We start from the raw sequence: 16382 nt of genomic DNA, 5'->3' as shown, positions 1-16382 counted from the left end.
CACCGAACACCGCGACCAAAACCGGCCCGCGATACCTGTCCTATCGTCATCGCCGGGCTTGTCCCGGCGATCCACCACCGTGTTACCGGCCCCCTGGATTGCCGGGACAAGCCCGGCAATGACGAGGAGGGGCTAGGGGTTTACTTCTTCACTTCACCGGCATGGTCGCTGGCGCTGAGCTTGGCGCCCCGCTCCTCGATCTTTTCGATCGCCTCGCCCACCGGCGTGTTCGGCGCCTTCATCAGGTGCGCATGGCGGTTGCCGTCATAGGCCCAGTTGACCGCGTTGCGCAGCACCTGGCCCACATTGGCATCGTGATAGGTCGGATAGGTTTCGTGGCCCGGACGGAAGTAAAAGATGTTGCCGGCGCCGCGACGATAGGTCAGGCCCGACCGGAACACTTCACCGCCCTGGAACCATGAGACGAACACGGTTTCCAGCGGCTCCGGCACGCTGAAGGGCTCGCCATACATTTCTTCGTATTCGAGCTCGAAATAGGGTGGCAGGCCGCGGGCGATCGGGTGGCCGGGATTGACGACCCACAGACGTTCGCGCTCGCCGGCTTCACGCCAGTGCAGGTTTGCCGGGGTGCCCATCAGGCCCTTGAACACCTTGGAATGGTGACCCGAATGGAGCACGATCAGGCCCATGCCCTGCCAGACATGTTCCATGACGCGCTTGACGACGGCGTCGTCAACCTTGTCATGGGCGGCGTGGCCCCACCAGACCAGTACGTCCGTATTGGCCAGGGCTTCCTGGGTGCAGCCGTGCTCGGGCTCCTGCAGCGTCGTCGTTTTCACCGAGATATTGCTGTCTTCCGACAGCAGCTTGGCGATCTGGTTGTGCATGCCGTTGGGGTAGTTCTCGGCCACGACCTTGTTCTTCTGTTCGTGAACGTTTTCGCCCCAGACCAGGGTACGGATAGGCATTGGAAGTCTCCTGCGATATAGGCGGCGGTGGGGAGGCACCGTCCGCCTTGTTGTCTCCGCGGCATTTCCGCCCAAGCGAAAAGCCATCGTTCTGGCCGCTCATGCAGCCAAAGAGTGGTTTTCCCGCTTTCGCGTTGATGACGCTGTGGTTGAACTTGGTGACGGCTATGTGGCCGCCACCAAAAGTGTGATCGCCTAGCGGATCGGTTTTCCGGCCGCGTCGAAGCGATGAATCCTGTCCTGCATCGGCGAGACATGCACTGTGTCGCCGCTCTTGTATGAATTAGCGCCATCCAGGCGCACCACCACCGGCTCCTCGGTGCCCATCTCCAGATAGACATAGGAATCGGCGCCCAGGTTCTCGGTATGGATGACCGTGCCCGTCCAGGTACCGTTGTCGGGCACGATGGTGATGTGCTCGCCACGGATGCCCAGCGTATGGGCGTTGTAGGCCTTGGCCTTGTCGCCGGAAATGAAATTCATCTTGGGCGAACCGATGAAGCCGGCCACGAAGACCGAATTGGGGTTCTCGTAGAGCTCCATGGGCGTGCCCACCTGCTCCACCAGCCCGTCGCGCAGCACGCAGATGCGGTCGGCCAGGGTCATGGCCTCCACCTGGTCATGCGTCACATAGATCATGGTGACGTTGTTCATGCTCTCATGCAGCTTGGCGATCTCGATGCGGGTCGCCACGCGCAGGGCCGCGTCCAGGTTCGACAGCGGCTCGTCGAACAGGAACACCTTGGGATCCCGCGTAATGGCCCGGCCAATTGCCACGCGCTGGCGCTGGCCGCCGGAAAGCTGCTTGGGCAGGCGATCCAGATACTGGCGGATCTGCAGCATGTCGGCCGCCTTTTCCACGCGCTGCCGGATTTCGTCCTTGCTGTGGCCCTTCTCCAGGGTCAGCCCGAACGCCATGTTGTCGTAAACCGTCATGTGCGGGTAGAGCGCATAGGACTGGAACACCATGGCGATGCCGCGCTTGGACGGAGCCAGGGCGTTGACCACCTTGCCGTCGAACAGCATCTCGCCCGAGGTAATATCCTCAAGGCCCGAGATCAGCCGCAAGAGGGTGGACTTGCCGCAGCCCGACGGGCCGACGAACACCATGAACTCGCCCTTGCGGACTTCCAGGTCCACGCCCTTGATCACCTCGACCGCGCCGAAGGCCTTGCGAATGTTGCGAAGCTCGATGCTTGCCATTTGTCTCTCCCTTAGCCCTTGACGCCGCCGGCGGTAAGACCGCTGACGATCTTGCGCTGGAACACCAGCACCAGCACCACCAGCGGCACTGTCACGATGACAGAGGCCGCCATGATGATGCCCCATGGAATTTCATACTGCGAACCGCCCGACAGCAGCGCGATGGCTACCGGCACGGTGCGGGTGTCGTTCGACGACGTGAAGGTCAGGGCGAACAGGAACTCGTTCCACGCCCCGATGAAAGCCAGCAGCCCCGTCGTCACCAGCGCGGGCCACATCAGCGGCATGAAGACCCGCGTGATGATGATCCAGGGCGTCGCGCCGTCGACGATGGCCGCTTCCTCGATCTCGACCGGCAGGTCACGCATGAAGGTGGTGAGCACCCATACGGTGAACGGCAGGGTGAAGATCGTGTAGCTGAAGATGAGCGCCCAGGGCGTGTTGTAGATGCCCAGCGCCCGGATCAGCTCGAACAGCCCCGACAGCACGGCGATCTGCGGGAACATCGACACCGCCAGGATCACCATGAGCAGAAAGCCGCGGCCGCGGAACCGAACGCGGCTGAGCGCGAAAGCCGCTGTCACGGCCAGGAACAGCGCTAGGATCACCGTGATCGAGGCCACGAAGATCGAGTTCAGCAGGTTGCGCGGAAAGCTGCCCTGGCTGAACACAGCCTGGTAGTTTTCCAGGCTGAGCGATACCGGCCAGTAGGTCACGCGGAAGATGTCGGTGCCCGATTTGAGGCTGGTCAGGATCGCGTAGTAGAACGGAAACACGCTGACCACGACGATGAAGACCACCGCAGCGTAGAACAGTATGGTCTTGACCAGTTTCCAGAGATCGAATGTCGCGGTCATCAGCGGTCTCCCCCGTCGAACCGCACCTTGCCCAGCCAGATATAGAGGATGGTCAGGATGGCGATGATCATGAACAGCAAGGTCGACATGGCCGAGCCGTAAGCGAACTTGTCGAAGTCGAACAGGTTCTCGCGCGCCAGCACGCTCATGGTCTTGGTTGCCGCGCTGTTGGGCGTCAGCACATAGATCAGGTCGAAGATGCGCAGGGCATCGAGCAGGCGGAAGATGATCGCCACCATCAGCGCCGGACGAACCAGCGGCAGCGTGATGCGGAAGAACTGCTTGACCGGATGCACGCCGTCGATCTCGGCGGCTTCGTAGATATCCTTGGGCACCATCTGCAGGCCCGCCAGGATCAGCAGGGCCATGAACGGTGTCGTCTTCCAGATATCGACGATCAGCACCGCCTGCATCGCTGTCTCGGCTGTGGCGGTCCAGGCGACCTTCTGGCTCAGCAGGCCCAGGCGCAGGCCCAGGTCATTGAGGATGCCGAACTGGTCGTTCAGCATCCAGGCCCACATCTTGGCCGAAACGATGGTCGGGATCGCCCATGGAATGAGAATGGCGGCGCGAACGATGCCACGCCCCTTGAACTCGGCATTGAGGACCAGCGCGACCAGCATGCCGAGCACGGCCTCCAGGCTCACCGATACGACGGCAAAGCGCAGCGTATTCCACACCGCATTCCACCAGGCCGGATCAGCCAGCAGCCCGCGATAGCGAACCGCGCCGCTGTCGAGCACCTGTACGCGCAGGTAATTACCGAAGCCGATCCACTCGGCGCCGCCCAGGTTGTTCAGGGACGCGTCGGTGAACGAGAAATAGATCGATCGGAGGAGCGGCCAGCCGGCCACGATGGCCAGCGCAATAAGCATGGGCAGCAGGAACCATCGGGCGGCGCGCACGCGCTGCTGCATCAGTTCCGATTTGATCTTGCCGCCGGTCGCCGCGACGGGCGCAGCCATCACATCCGTGGCCATTTTGGCCTCCTCCCCGTTTTGTCCATCATTGCGCAAAGCGGGCGACGGGGCTAGCCGTCGCCCGCTCTGGATTGGGCGCTGGGAGGACTTACCAGGCGTCGCCCTTCAGGTCGGTCAGGTCGGCTTCCAGGCCTTCCAGGTTTTCTGCCGCAGTGCCGTTACCCGAGAGGGTGTTGTGCACGGCGCTCCAGAACAGCGAAGACACTTCGTTGTACTTGATCTTGGTCGGAGCGGACGGACGCGGCACGGCCTGTTCGAAGATGGCCTTCCAGTTCGCCATGAAGGGCGACGCAGCCAGCACATCGGCATCTTCGTAGAGCGACGGGATGGTGGGCAGGTTGGACTGGTTGATCGCGCGTTCCTTCTGCACTTCCGGCGAGCTCAGGAACAGGGCGAGCTTGATCGCTTCTTCCGGATCGGGCGAGTACTTGGAAACGGCTACGTTCCAGCCACCCAGCGTTGCCGCCGAGCCGGCGCCTTCGCCGTCACCGGCAGGGAGCGGAGCCACGTCGAACTTGCCCTTGACGGCGGAGTCGTCGCCGTTGCCCAGCGCGTAGGCATAAGGCCAGTTGCGCATGAACACCGAGTTGCCCAGCTGCCAGACGCCACGGCTTTCTTCTTCCTGGTAAGCCAGGTTGCCTTCCGGCGAGATCGTGCCGATCCAGGTGGCGGCGCGATCGATAGCAGCGGCGGCCTGCGGGTTGTTGATCGAGATGGTGCCGTCGGCCTCGACGATCTGCCCGCCGCCATTCGACTTGACCCATTCGAGGGCATCGCAGGTCAGGCCTTCATAGGCGTTGCCCTGGAACACGAAGCCCCACATCTCGGCATTGCCGGCGGCGCGCTCGCCATCCATGATTTCCTTGGCCGTGGCGGCCATTTCATCCCAGGTGGTCGGAACAGGCTTGCCGTACTTCTCCAGGAGATCCTTGCGGTAGAACAGGGCGGGAGCGTCGGTGAAGGCCGGCAGCGCGACGAGCTTGCCGTCAACCGTCTGCGACTCGATGATCGAGGGGAAGTGGTTGCCCACGACATCCTTGGCTGCGTCGGTCAGGTCCAGGAACTGGTCCGCCAGCTGGGGAGCCCAGATCACGTCGGTCTGGTAGACGTCGATGTCGGTGTTGCCGGCTGCCAGCCACAGCTTGTACTGGCCGAATTGGTCCGACGTCGACGACGGCATCGGCACAACGGTGACCGTATTGCCGGTTTCGGCTTCGAACTTGTCCAGCTGGCTGCGCAGGAATGCGAGGCCGTTGCCGGTATCACCCGAAACGATCGACAGCTCAGCGGCCTGGGCAGCGCCGGCCACCAGCGTCACGCTCGTCAGCAGACCAACGAGCAGCTTGTTGATTTTCATTAGATTTCCTCCCGAATGAACCAACTGTCAGGGAGGCACACCAATCTGGCCCTGCGCATCTGGCGCCGGCCCGTCGGTTCTCCTCCCACAAAAGCGCCCGTTTCAGCGGCTGTTCCGCCAACGTTTTCAAAGCGCTTTGAATGAAAAAGAACCAGAGCGCTGAATTTCTGTCAAGCGCCGCGATCACGAAATTTTAAGGAATTTTGCTTCAGTACATATTTTATCGTTACACTTCAAGTACTTATACGTGGATTGGTCCGTCAATCGCGCATGACGCTGCCATTTCCGCTGATGTACGCACCTCATTTTCCCAACCTCAAACTCAGCCCTTGCGTGAAAATTTGAAATCGCTTTGAATGATGTCGGGAGGAGGAAGCAGGAACCGCTGTTCAAGGCGGCCTGCCTGCCCTAAAGGCATGGAAGACCAGGCTATCCAAGAAAGGATGCCAGCGTCGTGCCGTGCCGTGGGGGCCAGTTGCAGCAATGAGACTGAAGGATCTGGCTGAGCATCTCGGCCTGTCGCAAACCACTGTCAGTCGCGCCCTCAATGGCTATCCCGAAGTCAATGAGGCCACGCGGCTGCGCGTTGCTGAGACCGCGGCGCGCCTGGGCTACCGTCCCAATGCCAGCGCCCTGCGCCTCGCCACGGGGCGCTCCGGCGCCGTTGGGCTGGTCCTGCGCGGCGCCGACGAACTGGGGCCGCATATGAGTGAGTTCCTCGCCGGCATGGGCGGACAGGTCGGTGCTCAGGAGATCGACATCCTGGTTGTCACCGTCAACAGCCTCGAGGACGAGTTGGCGGCCTACCGCCGCATCGCCGCGAGCCAGAAGGTAGATGCGGTGGTGCTGCATTCGCCGACCTTGCGGGACCAGCGTGCCGAATTGCTGCTCGACCTCAAGGTCCCCTTCGTGCTGCATGGCCGCACCAATATCGGCGAACCGGTCGCCTGGATGGACATCGACAATACCGGGGCCGTCGAGCGCGCCACCGGCCACCTGCTCGATCTCGGCCATCGCCGCATCGCCCTGCTCAACGGCCTCAAGGGCCGCACCTTCGCCGAGCACCGCGAACTGGGTTACCTCGCAGCCCTATCCGCGCGCGGCGTCGCTTTCGATCCGGCATTGATGGGGAACTCCATCTTCACCGACGAAATCGCCTTCCGCCAGGCCCAGGCTATGCTCGAACTGCGGCCGCGTCCCACCGCATTTCTCGCCGGCTCCATGATGACCGCGCTGGGCGTGTTTCGCGCCATACGCCAAGCCGGGCTCGAGTTGGGCAAGGACGTCTCCATGATCGCTCATGACGACGTCTTCCCCTATCTCAATGCCGACAACATGTACCCCACCATGTCCACGACCCGCTCGTCGATCCGCCAGGCGGGGATGCGCATTGCCGAGCTGATCCTGCAGATCCTCGGCGGCAAGCCGGTGCAGGACGTGCATGAGCTCTGGCCCGTGGAGCTGGTCCTGCGCCAAAGCTCGGGGCCGCTGCAGCAATAGCGCGCGCCGTGCGCCTAACCCACGCGAAGGATGTGGTTGTCGAAGAGGAAGTCGAACTTCTGCGCTGCGCGGTCTGCGCCCGCCATGCCGATCATCTCGCCATTGCCACTTGTAGCGACGAACCCCATGCCATCGGCCGCCAGGCCACAGCCATTGCGTAGCGTTTCGGCCAGAACAGGCCGCTTGCCCTCGGCGTCGATGGCCACCAACAGATCGCCTTCGGGCGACGACACCGCGACAGTCACCCCATCGGCCGACACCGCCACCGAGCCGACATAATTGCGCAGGTCGGCCAGCGTGCCCGGCGGCAGTTCGATCAGCCTGATCTCGCCATCCATGGTCGCATAGCCCACCAGTTGGGGCTTGTCCGCGGGCGCCCCCTTGTACTGGCAGCCGAACCACACCCGCCCGCGTCCATCGATGGCCATATGGCGGATCGACAGCTGGTGCAGGCCCGCATCGAGCCGCAACTGCCCGATCAGCCGGCCGTCCCTCCGGTCGATGAACACCACCGAAGGGTCCATCGTTTCGAGGTTGAGTTCGGTCCGCCCGAAATCGGGATGCGTTTCGATCCCGCCATTGGCAACCACGAAGGTGACGCCATCGGGCATCAGCAGCATTTCGTGCGGGCCGGTGCCGAAGGTGGGGAATTCCCCGATCCGCCGGTAGCCGTCCGTCGCATCGTAGATGCCGACGACACCCCGGGCCGCCTCGAAATCGCTCTCGGTCGCATAGAGCAGCCGGCCATCGGGCGAGAACACGCCATGCCCATAGAAGTGCCGGCCCTCGACGCTGGTGAGCGTCACCGGCGCTGCGCGTCCCTGGGGATCGAACACCACCGCAAACGTTCCGGGCTGGCGCGCGAATACCACGCCCCGCCCTGCTTCTCGGCTGATGGTGATATCATGTCCGCGATCCGGCAGGTCGATCGAGGCAATAACGTCGCCGCGCTCGCCCAGCAGCACCGCGCCATAGCTGCCGGCGGCCGTCTGCACCGAGCTGGCAAAGACCAGGTCGCTGCGCTCCAGCGCCTCGACCTGCCGTGGCAGCAGGCCCGCGGCAAAGCCCGCCCCGGCCGCCTTGAGGAAAGCCCGTCGCTGCCACATGGTCAGTCGCCATCCAGCGACGAAAAGCCCACGGACAGTTCCAGCGCCGCCGACAGCTGTTCGCCGATCATTGTCTGCAACGATTGGGTCACGATAATCAGGTAGTCGAGCGCATGGGCCTGCTTCTCGTCCACCACGGCTTGCTCGACCGGCAGCGTCACCAACCCGATGGCCCGATGGGCGTTGCGGAATTCGAATGCGATGGAATTGTCGAGGCCCGCATCGTCGGGTCCGACGGCCCGCGCCATCCCCGATCCGGCTACCAATGCCTCCATGCCCTCGATATCGGCAGCGATCATCGCCATCGTCAGGCCGGAGCGCCAGAACAGCGCCTGCTTGGGCTTGGCCGGCTCGCCGCCCTGGGCGACAAATGGGTTGATCCGCGTGTCGCGCAAGCCCTCGATGCCATGGGCCACCAGCCCCACCAGGGCTTCCAGCGCCTCGGTCTCGGTACGGTAGTCGGCATTGTCGGGGACGGGCCGCGTCAGGTGCGACGCAACGCCGTCATAGCGATACCAGCCCATCGCCACCTGGTCGGCGATCCCACTGATATTGGCGGCGATTGCCTGGCCGTACCGGCAACGGAATTCCGCGCCAGCCGCTGCGAGCCCCTCTGCATCGGTGCCAAACAGCACATATTCCAATGCCCCGAACCCCTGCACGGCCACGCTCTTCTGGCGCAGCAGCGTCACCTCGCTGGCGCCGCTATCCTGTTCGGCGATGATGGCCTGGACCTGCCGCAACCCGATGCCGCGACGGTCGGGCCAGAACAGCAGCCGATCGGCACGGTTGTCCTCCATCAACGGCCCGATGCGCAGGAATTCGATCCGGCCATAAGCCTGTGCCGCCAGGCCGAATTGCTGCCTGGCAATGGCCAGCGCGCCCTCCGAGGGCGCTGCGCACAGCCCGCCCATGGCGCTTTCCAGGCCACTGGCCCGCGTCTTGAAGGCGGCCACCGCCGGGCGGATGACCTTGTTCACCGCCGCGTCGAGCACCTGCGACGGCGTCGCCGTCTGAGCCAGCGCCGGGCCGGCAAAGACCATCATCAGAACAAGAAGCAGCAGGCGCATCACAGCGATTCCAGGAAGGCGACGACATCATCGCGCTGGGCTTGGGACATTTGCGCGAATGCGTCGCGCGCCGCCTGTGCCTCTCCCCCATGCCATAGAATGGCCTCGACGAGATTGCGGGCCCGCCCATCATGAAGGAAAAACGTGTGGCCCGATACAGTCTCGGTGAGGCCGATACCCCACAGCGGCGGCGTGCGCCATTCCTGCCCGTCCGCCTGCCCCTCCGGCCGATTGTCGGCCAGGCCGGTTCCCATGTCGTGCAGCAGGAAATCCGAATAGGGCCAGATCAGCTGGAACCGGTGCGCCGGGTTCTCGGCATCGCGACTGGTGACGAACTTGGGCACATGGCAACTGGCGCAGCCGGCGCCATAGAAGGCCGCCTTGCCCCGCAGCACAGCCGCATCGCCCACATTGCGCCGCTCCGGCACGCCCAGGGTCTGGGCATAGAAGGTCACGAGGTCCAGCACCGGGTCGGGCGCCTCGCTCGGCCCCAGCCGGTCCTGCACACCTGTTGGCATGGCGAGGCACTCGGTCTGCCGTTCCGTGCAATCGCCATGCGGCAGGTTCACCAGGGGCGTCGCAATGCCGATATCGCCAGCAAATGCGCCGGCAGACTGGCTGCGGATGCTGGCCATCCCCGCCTTCCAGCCGAACCGGCCGAGCATGACGCTCTGGCTTACCGGCTCGATCGTCCAGTTCGGGCGGCCTGAAATGCCGTCGCCATCGCGATCATCAGGGTCGGCCAGTGCCAGGATATCCTCGGTCGGAATCTGTTCCACCAGCCCCAGCCCGATCATCGGGTTGGCCAGTCGCGGCGACAGCATGACATTGTGGGCCAACGGCCCATAGGCCAGGTCCGCCACCGAATAGTGCGGCTCGCGCAGTGTCACCGTAGTGCCATCGCCAAGCGTTACTGGCAGGTCGACATAGTCGATCACCATCCGCCCCTCGGCCTGGAGCCCCGGCACCGCAAAATCCTGCAGCTGCGTGCCATAGGTCGGGTCGCCCACCTCGCCGGCAAACACGCCATCGAGCGCCACGCGCTTGTCGTCCGCCTCGGGTGGCACCGACAGGCGCAGGAACATCGACACATTCTCCGCCTGCCCCTCGAACGGGGGATGGCCGCGCCCGTCCTTGAGGTGGCAGCTCTGGCAGCCGCGCGCATTGAACAGCGGTCCGAGCCCATCCGAGGCCTGGGTCGAGCTGGGCGACGAAACCCAGATCTTGCGGAACAGGGCATTGCCCAGCTTAAACTGTTCTTCCTGCTCGAAGCTCAGATTGTCGAGGAAGTGACTGAAGGAATCGGCATTGGGGGCAAACGTCGTCGTTCCCGCCCCCGCCGGCTTGGCTTCGAAGTTCTCCGGCTTGGAAAAATCGGTCGTGGGTGCAGTCACCCTGGCAACGCGCGCCAGGTCCTCGGGCGTCAGGTCGCTGCGCACCGCCTGATCCTGCGCAAGGGCAAGCCCGCCGGCAAGCAGCGCGATCAGGGCAAGGGTGAGAGCAGTTTTCATGCGGACGATCTACCAACTTGGCCCGGAATTTCCAACAAACCCGGTGTCACCCCGTGCTCGGGATGACACTGCCGCGTTGGGAGCGGCGTGCTCCTACTGGAAAACCGCGTCCGGATTGCTGAGGCTGTCGCTGTCCTCGATCGTCACGGCATCTTCAAGCTCCAGCAGGGCCACGGCCCGCTCGATGCCGCGCGTCTGCGCGATCAGCCCGTCGATCGCCGCCTGCACCACGGCATTCCCCTCGGCATTGCCTTCGCCGATCTGCTGGTCATAGGCTTCGCCGGCCTCGGCGCGATCGGCCATCACGTTCATCTTGGCGACCGTGTCCCCGAGCAGCGCCTTGATCTCGCTGTCGAGCGCCGCATCCTTGGCGGCAATCACGTCCGACAGCGATGGCCCTTCCACCACCGATCCGTCGATCCGGGTGTACTTGCCCAGATAGACATTCTGGACGCCGATGGCATCGTTGAGATGGGACACATGCGTATTGTCCGAGAAGCAGTCGTGCTCCTCCTCCGGATCGTGCAGCAGCAGACCCAGCTTCATGCGTTCGCCGGCCACTTCGCCAAAGCTCAGCGAACCCATGCCGGTCAGGATTGCCGAAATCCCCAGTTCCGGCAGCGCCGCGCGGGCAGCGCCATCGGCGGTCCAGTTGCCAACCATTTCCCCGAGATCGCTTACCAGCAGGCTCGATGCCGCCTTGAGATAGGCTGCGCGGCGATCGGCATGCTCGGCAGTCGAATAGTCCGTAGACGGCCGTGCCCCTGCACCCGGCCCCGTCCCGTTGAGGTCCTGGCCCCAAAGGAGGAACTCGATGGCATGATAGCCGGTGGCGACATTGGACTCCACGCCGGCCGCTTCCTGCAGTTGGTCCTGCAGCACGGCCGGGGTGATCTGGTCGAATACCATCTCCTCGCCGTCGATGGTGATCTTCGGGTTGGCGATGACATTGGCGACGTAAAGCGCGTTGCTGTCGCTCTCGGTGCCATAGCTGGCATCGACATAGTCGATCAGGCCCTCGTCGAGCGGCCAGGCATTCACCCGGCCTTCCCATTCGTCGACGATGGGGTTGCCGAAGCGGAAGGCCTCGGTCTGCTGGTAGGGAATGCGGGCCGCCTTCCAGGCATCCTTGGCCGCCTGCAAGGTCGCCTCGCTGGGATTGGCGATCAGCGCGTCGACGGCCGCGTCCAGTGCCTTTGCCGTCGTCAGCGCATCCTCGTAACCGGCCAGCGCCAGGTCGGCATAGTGGGTCAGCACGTCGAGATCGGCCGGCGCCTGCGCGAACGCGGCCATCGGCGCAACCGATATTGTCAGGGCAAGGGCGAGGCTGCGCAGGGTGCGCTTGACCGAGATCATCGACGATCCTCCAGATAAATTTGTAAGCGGAGTACGCCGGTCAGCTTCAGAAAGCAATTAAATTTCAATAGTTTAGAAAAAGTCTAAACTACTGGCAGGCCCCGATTTCCTTCCACCGGCCAATAGGCCAATGCTTTCCGTTGCTTGCCCTTTTCCACCGCGGTCGAAAATTTTTGACCATCTGGACGAAACTGTCACAAACGGGCACTGTCACAATTGCAGCTGGGAGGCTCGGGCTTGGACGGGGATTTCACGCAAACGGTTGAATAGCGGCGTTATCGGCCGCGGGTCGGCCGTCATCTACGCCTCCTGAACCCGTCATCGCGCTGTCATACCACCACACTACAGGCCTCCCGAGTTCGCCGGATCGTCCCCCAACGGGCGATCACGAACGACCTTCAGGGAGACTGAACATGTCCATCAAGAAAACCCTCGGCGCATCCGTCTCGGTGCTTGCCGTCCTCGCCGTTTCTGCCCCCGCTTTCGCCCAGACCGACATTGACGCGCTCTACGAAGCCGCCAAGGCCGAAGGCCAGCTCACCACCATCGCCCTGCCCCACTCCTGGTGCGGCTATGGCGACGTGATCGAAGGCTTCAAGGCCAAGTATCCGGGCATCACCGTCAACGAACTCAACCCCGATGCCGGCTCGGCCGACGAGATCGAAGCCATCAAGGCCAACAAGGGCAATACCGGCCCGCAGGCCCCCGACGTGATCGACGTCGGCCTCAGCTTCGGCCCTTCGGCCAAGGCCGAAGGCCTGATCCAGCCCTACAAGGTCGCGACCTGGGACTCCATCCCCGCCGAGGCCAAGGATGAAGAGGGCTACTGGTACGGCGACTACTACGGCGTGATGGCCATGCTGGTGAACAAGGATCTGGTATCCACCGTTCCCGCCGACTGGGCTGACCTGCTCAAGCCAGAATATAGCGCCAGCGTCGGCCTCGCCGGTGATCCGCGCGCCTCCAACCAGGCCATCCAGGCCGTCTATGCCGCCGGTCTCTCCTCGACCGGTGCCGACGAAGGCGCTGCCGATGCCGGCCTCAAGTTCTTCGCCGACCTCAATGCTGCCGGTAACTTCGTCCCGGTCATCGGCAAGGCTGCCTCGGTCGCCCAGGGCACGACGCCGATCCTGCTCGCCTGGGACTACAATCTGCTCTCCTTCCGTGATGGCTTCGCCGGCAACCCGGAAACCGAGATCGTGGTCCCCGCCACCGGCGTTGTCGCCGGCGTCTACATCCAGGCCATCTCGGCCTACGCACCCCACCCCAACGCTGCCAAGCTTTGGATGGAATATCTCTATTCCGACGAAGGTCAGCTTGGTTGGCTGAAGGGCTATTGCCACCCGATCCGCTTCAACGACCTGGCTGCCAACGGCAAGATCCCGCAGGAACTGCTCGACGCTCTCCCGCCGGCCGCCGCCTATGAGGCTGCCGTCTTCCCGAGCATCGACCAGCAGAACGCTGCCAAGGCCACCATCACCGGCCAGTGGGACGCCGTCGTCGGCGCCAACGTCGAGTAAGACCTCTCTCGATTGGACCCAACCACCGGGTCCACCCTCCCCCTTGAGGGGAGGGAAGCGAGATAGGACTTAGCGCCAGCTAAGTCCGTATATCGAGCAGGGTGGGGGTATGGGTCCGCATACTCAATGCTTGCGACTCCACCCCCTCCATCCTCCCCATCAAGGGGGAGGTGCTGCATCGAGCAAGCGGCAAAATATGGGGCTCCACGGGTTCACGATGGCCGACGTAACCGCATCACCTTCACGCCGCCGCCTCTCGTTCGAGTGGCTGGGCGTAGCGCCTTTCCTCATCTTCGCGGTGATGTTCCTCATCCTGCCCACGCTCTACCTGATCGGCGCGGCCTTTGTCGGCCGTGACGGCCAGTTCACCTTCGACAACATCACGGCGCTGTTCACCGACAGCATCATGGCCGCTTACTGGATTTCGATCCGCATCTCCGGGGCGTCCGCCATCCTGGGCGCCCTGATCGGCCTGGCCATCGCGCTGGCCATCATCCGCGGCCGCCTTCCCGCCGGGCTGCGTTCGGCCGTGATGACCTTTTCCGGCGTCGCCTCCAACTTCGCCGGCGTACCGCTGGCCTTCGCCTTCATCGCCACATTGGGCCGCCTGGGCCTGGTCACCATCGTCCTCAAGACCATTGGCATCGACCTCTACAAGTCCGGCTTCAACCTCCTCAGCTTCTGGGGCCTGACGATCACCTATCTCTATTTCCAGATTCCGCTGATGATCCTGATCATCGCGCCGGCCATTGATGGGCTGAAGAAGGAATGGAGCGAGGCCGCCCAAATCCTGGGCGCCAGTCCGTGGCAGTTCTGGCGCTATGTCGGCATGCCCATCCTGTGGCCGAGCTTCCTGGGCACGCTGAGCCTGCTCTTCGCCAATGCCTTCGGCGCCATCGCCACCGCCTATGCGCTGACGGGCTCCTCGCTCAACATCGTCCCCATCCTCCTCTACGCGCAGATCCGCGGCGACGCCCTGCAAAATCCGGGCTTGGGCGCTGCGCTCGCGCTGGGCATGATCCTCATCACCGCCTGCGCCAACATCATCTATCTGGTCATTTCCGCGCGTGCCGAGAGGTGGATGAAATGAAGCAGTCGCGCTTCTGGGCCTGGCTCGTCTTCCTTGTCGGCCTCGCTTATTTCCTGGTCCCGCTGGTCGCCACCTTCGAGTTCTCGCTCAAGATGCGTCGCGGCTACTACAGCTTCGACAGCTATGCGTCGGTCTTCTCCGATCCCAATTTCCAGCGCACGTTCAGCTACTCGGCCGTCATCGGCATCTTCGCCATCATCGTCGGCATCCTGGTCGTGGTTCCAGCCGTCTATTTCGTCCGCCTGCGCCTGCCCAAGCTGCGCCCCTTCGTCGAATTCGTCACCCTGCTGCCGCTGATCATCCCGGCCATCATCCTGGTCTATGGCTATATCCGGCTCTACAACTCGTCCTCGATCGTGCCCTTCACCGGCAGCGCCATCGGCACCGATATCCTGCTGGTCTGCGGTTATGTCACCCTGGCGCTGCCCTACATGTACCGTGCCGTCGATACCGGCATGCGCACCATCGACGTGCAGACCCTGACCGAGGCGGCCCAGATCGCCGGTGCCAACACCGCGCAAATCATCGCTCGCATCATTCTGCCCAACATTCTGGTGGCGGTCCTCTCGGGCGCCTTCCTCACCTTCGCCATCGTCATCGGCGAGTTCACCATTGCCAGCCTGCTCAACCGGCCTGCCTTCGGCCCATATCTGCAGAATATCGGCGCCAACCGCGCCTACGAGCCGGCCGCCCTGGCCGTCATTTCCTTCATCATCACCTGGGGTGCCATGGGCATGATCAACGTGCTTGGCCGCTTCGCTCCCCGCACCTCCGCCAGAACCGACTGAGCCCTCACCCATGGCAGCCTTTCTCGACGTCCAGAACCTCACCAAGACTTTCGGCACCACGACGGTGGTCAAGGGCGTCAGCTTCGCCTTCGACAAGGGTGAGTTCATCTCGCTGCTGGGCCCTTCGGGCTGCGGCAAGACCACGATCCTGCGCATGATCGCCGGCTTCGAGAACCCCACCTCGGGCTCCATCAAGGTCGACGGCCAGGACATAACGGGCCTCAAGCCCAACCGGCGCCAGCTCGGCATGGTATTCCAGGCCTATGCGCTGTTCCCCAATCTCAATGTCGGCGACAATATCGGCTTCGGCCTCAAGATCGCGGGTATGGGGGCCGAGGAGCGCCGCGCCCGCGTCGACGAAATGCTCAAGCTGATCGGCCTGCCCGGCTACGAAAAGCGCTACCCTTACGAAATGTCCGGCGGCCAGCAGCAGCGCGTCGCTCTGGCCCGTGCCATCGCCCCGCGCCCGCGAATGCTGCTGCTCGACGAGCCGCTCTCGGCCCTCGACGCCAAGATCCGCGTCAGCTTGCGCGAGGAAATCCGCGCCATCCAGCTCGACCTGAGCATCACCACCGTCTTCGTCACCCACGATCAGGAGGAGGCGCTCTCGATCTCCGACCGCATCGTGGTGATGCATGCGGGCAATATCGAGCAGCTGGGCGCCCCTTACGAGATCTACAACAAGCCCGCCACCCGCTTCGTCGCCACCTTCGTCGGCCACCTCAACACCATCGAGGCGACGATCGTCGATCCCGCCACTGGCCGCGTCGACATCGATGGCCAGACCGTCGCCGTACCCACCCTGCCCCCGACGGCGGCCGCGGGCGCACCCATCTCGCTCACGCTGCGCCCCGAAGTGCTCTCCGTCGGCGCGCGCGAGGGCAACGACATCACGCTCACTGGCACCATTGCCGATGTAACCTTCCTAGGCTCGGTGATCCGCCTGCGCGTCAATCTGGGACGGAACATCCTCAGTCTCGACACGTTCAACGACCAGCGCACCGCCCCGCCCAGTCGCGGGGAACCCGTCACCGTCAGCCTCGCCAGCAAGGACCTCCTGGTGCTCTAGCGATACCCGTGCCGGCGGCGCCATCGCTGGACCCGTGCCTTTCGCT

The 16382-nt window shown here is 63.6% G+C and carries 14 protein-coding genes; 5 read left to right on the top strand and 9 right to left on the bottom strand.

Translation table 11 applies throughout. From position 1 onward, the window contains the following. Positions 1 to 140: 140 nt before the first annotated feature. From JI749_RS07215 to JI749_RS07195, 5 genes are all read right to left on the bottom strand, one after another. Positions 141 to 929: a ThuA domain-containing protein gene (locus tag JI749_RS07215; RefSeq protein ID WP_201661530.1), complete on the bottom strand. Its 789-nt coding sequence runs from the start codon at positions 927 to 929 to the stop codon at positions 141 to 143. A gap of 195 nt (positions 930 to 1124) precedes the next feature. Beyond that, positions 1125 to 2132 (bottom strand): ABC transporter ATP-binding protein, encoded by a 1008-nt coding sequence (locus JI749_RS07210; RefSeq protein ID WP_201661527.1) that lies wholly within the window; start codon positions 2130 to 2132, stop codon positions 1125 to 1127. Positions 2133 to 2143: 11 nt separating this feature from the next. Further along, a complete protein-coding gene (locus JI749_RS07205) occupies positions 2144 to 2989 on the bottom strand; it encodes a carbohydrate ABC transporter permease (protein ID WP_201661524.1) in 846 nt (281 codons plus the stop codon). Continuing rightward, entirely contained in the window at positions 2989 to 3969 is a 981-nt protein-coding gene (locus tag JI749_RS07200; protein WP_201661521.1) for a carbohydrate ABC transporter permease, read from the bottom strand. The genes JI749_RS07205 and JI749_RS07200 overlap by 1 nt, the downstream gene beginning before the upstream one ends. 88 nt (positions 3970 to 4057) lie before the next feature. Next, a complete protein-coding gene (locus tag JI749_RS07195; protein ID WP_201661518.1) occupies positions 4058 to 5326 on the bottom strand; it encodes an ABC transporter substrate-binding protein in 1269 nt (422 codons plus the stop codon). Positions 5327 to 5809: 483 nt separating this feature from the next. Between JI749_RS07195 and JI749_RS07190 the strand changes: the two genes are divergently transcribed. Further along, complete coding sequence (locus tag JI749_RS07190) at positions 5810 to 6826, top strand: substrate-binding domain-containing protein (protein ID WP_201661515.1); 1017 nt, start codon at positions 5810 to 5812, stop codon at positions 6824 to 6826. Between the two features lie 14 nt (positions 6827 to 6840). Here JI749_RS07190 and JI749_RS07185 read toward each other — a convergent pair whose 3' ends face one another. The 4 genes from JI749_RS07185 to JI749_RS07170 form a co-directional block, all read right to left on the bottom strand. Further along, a complete protein-coding gene (locus JI749_RS07185; protein WP_201661512.1) occupies positions 6841 to 7932 on the bottom strand; it encodes a DUF1513 domain-containing protein in 1092 nt (363 codons plus the stop codon). A gap of 2 nt (positions 7933 to 7934) precedes the next feature. Next, a complete protein-coding gene (locus tag JI749_RS07180; RefSeq protein WP_201661509.1) occupies positions 7935 to 9002 on the bottom strand; it encodes an imelysin family protein in 1068 nt (355 codons plus the stop codon). Beyond that, on the bottom strand, positions 9002 to 10513 hold the full coding sequence (locus tag JI749_RS07175) for a di-heme oxidoreductase family protein (RefSeq protein ID WP_201661506.1): 1512 nt from the start codon (positions 10511 to 10513) through the stop codon (positions 9002 to 9004). The genes JI749_RS07180 and JI749_RS07175 overlap by 1 nt, the downstream gene beginning before the upstream one ends. Before the next feature lie 93 nt (positions 10514 to 10606). Next, positions 10607 to 11869 (bottom strand): imelysin family protein, encoded by a 1263-nt coding sequence (locus tag JI749_RS07170; protein WP_201661503.1) that lies wholly within the window; start codon positions 11867 to 11869, stop codon positions 10607 to 10609. 413 nt (positions 11870 to 12282) lie between these two features. Here JI749_RS07170 and JI749_RS07165 point away from each other — a divergent pair, with 413 nt between their 5' ends. The 4 genes from JI749_RS07165 to JI749_RS07150 all read left to right on the top strand — a co-directional run bounded on the left by JI749_RS07165 (position 12283) and on the right by JI749_RS07150 (position 16336). Beyond that, positions 12283 to 13389 carry an ABC transporter substrate-binding protein gene (locus JI749_RS07165; RefSeq protein ID WP_201661501.1) on the top strand — a complete coding sequence of 369 codons (1107 nt, stop codon included), beginning with the start codon at positions 12283 to 12285 and terminating at the stop codon, positions 13387 to 13389. Between the two features lie 217 nt (positions 13390 to 13606). Then, positions 13607 to 14479, top strand: a complete 873-nt coding sequence (locus JI749_RS07160; RefSeq protein WP_201661499.1) for an ABC transporter permease — start codon at positions 13607 to 13609, stop codon at positions 14477 to 14479. Continuing rightward, entirely contained in the window at positions 14476 to 15267 is a 792-nt protein-coding gene (locus JI749_RS07155; protein WP_201661497.1) for an ABC transporter permease, read from the top strand. The genes JI749_RS07160 and JI749_RS07155 overlap by 4 nt, the downstream gene beginning before the upstream one ends. A 10-nt stretch (positions 15268 to 15277) precedes the next feature. Next, entirely contained in the window at positions 15278 to 16336 is a 1059-nt protein-coding gene (locus tag JI749_RS07150; RefSeq protein WP_201661495.1) for an ABC transporter ATP-binding protein, read from the top strand. The last annotated feature ends 46 nt before the right edge of the window (positions 16337 to 16382 follow it).

Source organism: Devosia oryziradicis, from assembly GCF_016698645.1.
GTDB classification, from domain to species: domain Bacteria; phylum Pseudomonadota; class Alphaproteobacteria; order Rhizobiales; family Devosiaceae; genus Devosia; species Devosia oryziradicis.
Note: the sequence above shows the minus strand (reverse complement) of the source record. Positions and strands in the feature narration are given on the sequence as shown.

Excerpts from the sequence above, each read along its gene's own strand:
- JI749_RS07215 (WP_201661530.1), bottom strand. The coding sequence starts at position 929 with ATGCCTATCCGTACCCTGGTCTGGGGCGAAAACGTTCACGAACAGAAG.
- JI749_RS07210 (WP_201661527.1), bottom strand. The coding sequence starts at position 2,132 with ATGGCAAGCATCGAGCTTCGCAACATTCGCAAGGCCTTCGGCGCGGTC.
- JI749_RS07205 (WP_201661524.1), bottom strand. The coding sequence starts at position 2,989 with ATGACCGCGACATTCGATCTCTGGAAACTGGTCAAGACCATACTGTTC.
- JI749_RS07200 (WP_201661521.1), bottom strand. The coding sequence starts at position 3,969 with ATGGCCACGGATGTGATGGCTGCGCCCGTCGCGGCGACCGGCGGCAAG.
- JI749_RS07195 (WP_201661518.1), bottom strand. The coding sequence starts at position 5,326 with ATGAAAATCAACAAGCTGCTCGTTGGTCTGCTGACGAGCGTGACGCTG.
- JI749_RS07190 (WP_201661515.1), top strand. The coding sequence starts at position 5,810 with ATGAGACTGAAGGATCTGGCTGAGCATCTCGGCCTGTCGCAAACCACT.
- JI749_RS07185 (WP_201661512.1), bottom strand. The coding sequence starts at position 7,932 with ATGTGGCAGCGACGGGCTTTCCTCAAGGCGGCCGGGGCGGGCTTTGCC.
- JI749_RS07180 (WP_201661509.1), bottom strand. The coding sequence starts at position 9,002 with ATGCGCCTGCTGCTTCTTGTTCTGATGATGGTCTTTGCCGGCCCGGCG.
- JI749_RS07175 (WP_201661506.1), bottom strand. The coding sequence starts at position 10,513 with ATGAAAACTGCTCTCACCCTTGCCCTGATCGCGCTGCTTGCCGGCGGG.
- JI749_RS07170 (WP_201661503.1), bottom strand. The coding sequence starts at position 11,869 with ATGATCTCGGTCAAGCGCACCCTGCGCAGCCTCGCCCTTGCCCTGACA.
- JI749_RS07165 (WP_201661501.1), top strand. The coding sequence starts at position 12,283 with ATGTCCATCAAGAAAACCCTCGGCGCATCCGTCTCGGTGCTTGCCGTC.
- JI749_RS07160 (WP_201661499.1), top strand. The coding sequence starts at position 13,607 with ATGGCCGACGTAACCGCATCACCTTCACGCCGCCGCCTCTCGTTCGAG.
- JI749_RS07155 (WP_201661497.1), top strand. The coding sequence starts at position 14,476 with ATGAAGCAGTCGCGCTTCTGGGCCTGGCTCGTCTTCCTTGTCGGCCTC.
- JI749_RS07150 (WP_201661495.1), top strand. The coding sequence starts at position 15,278 with ATGGCAGCCTTTCTCGACGTCCAGAACCTCACCAAGACTTTCGGCACC.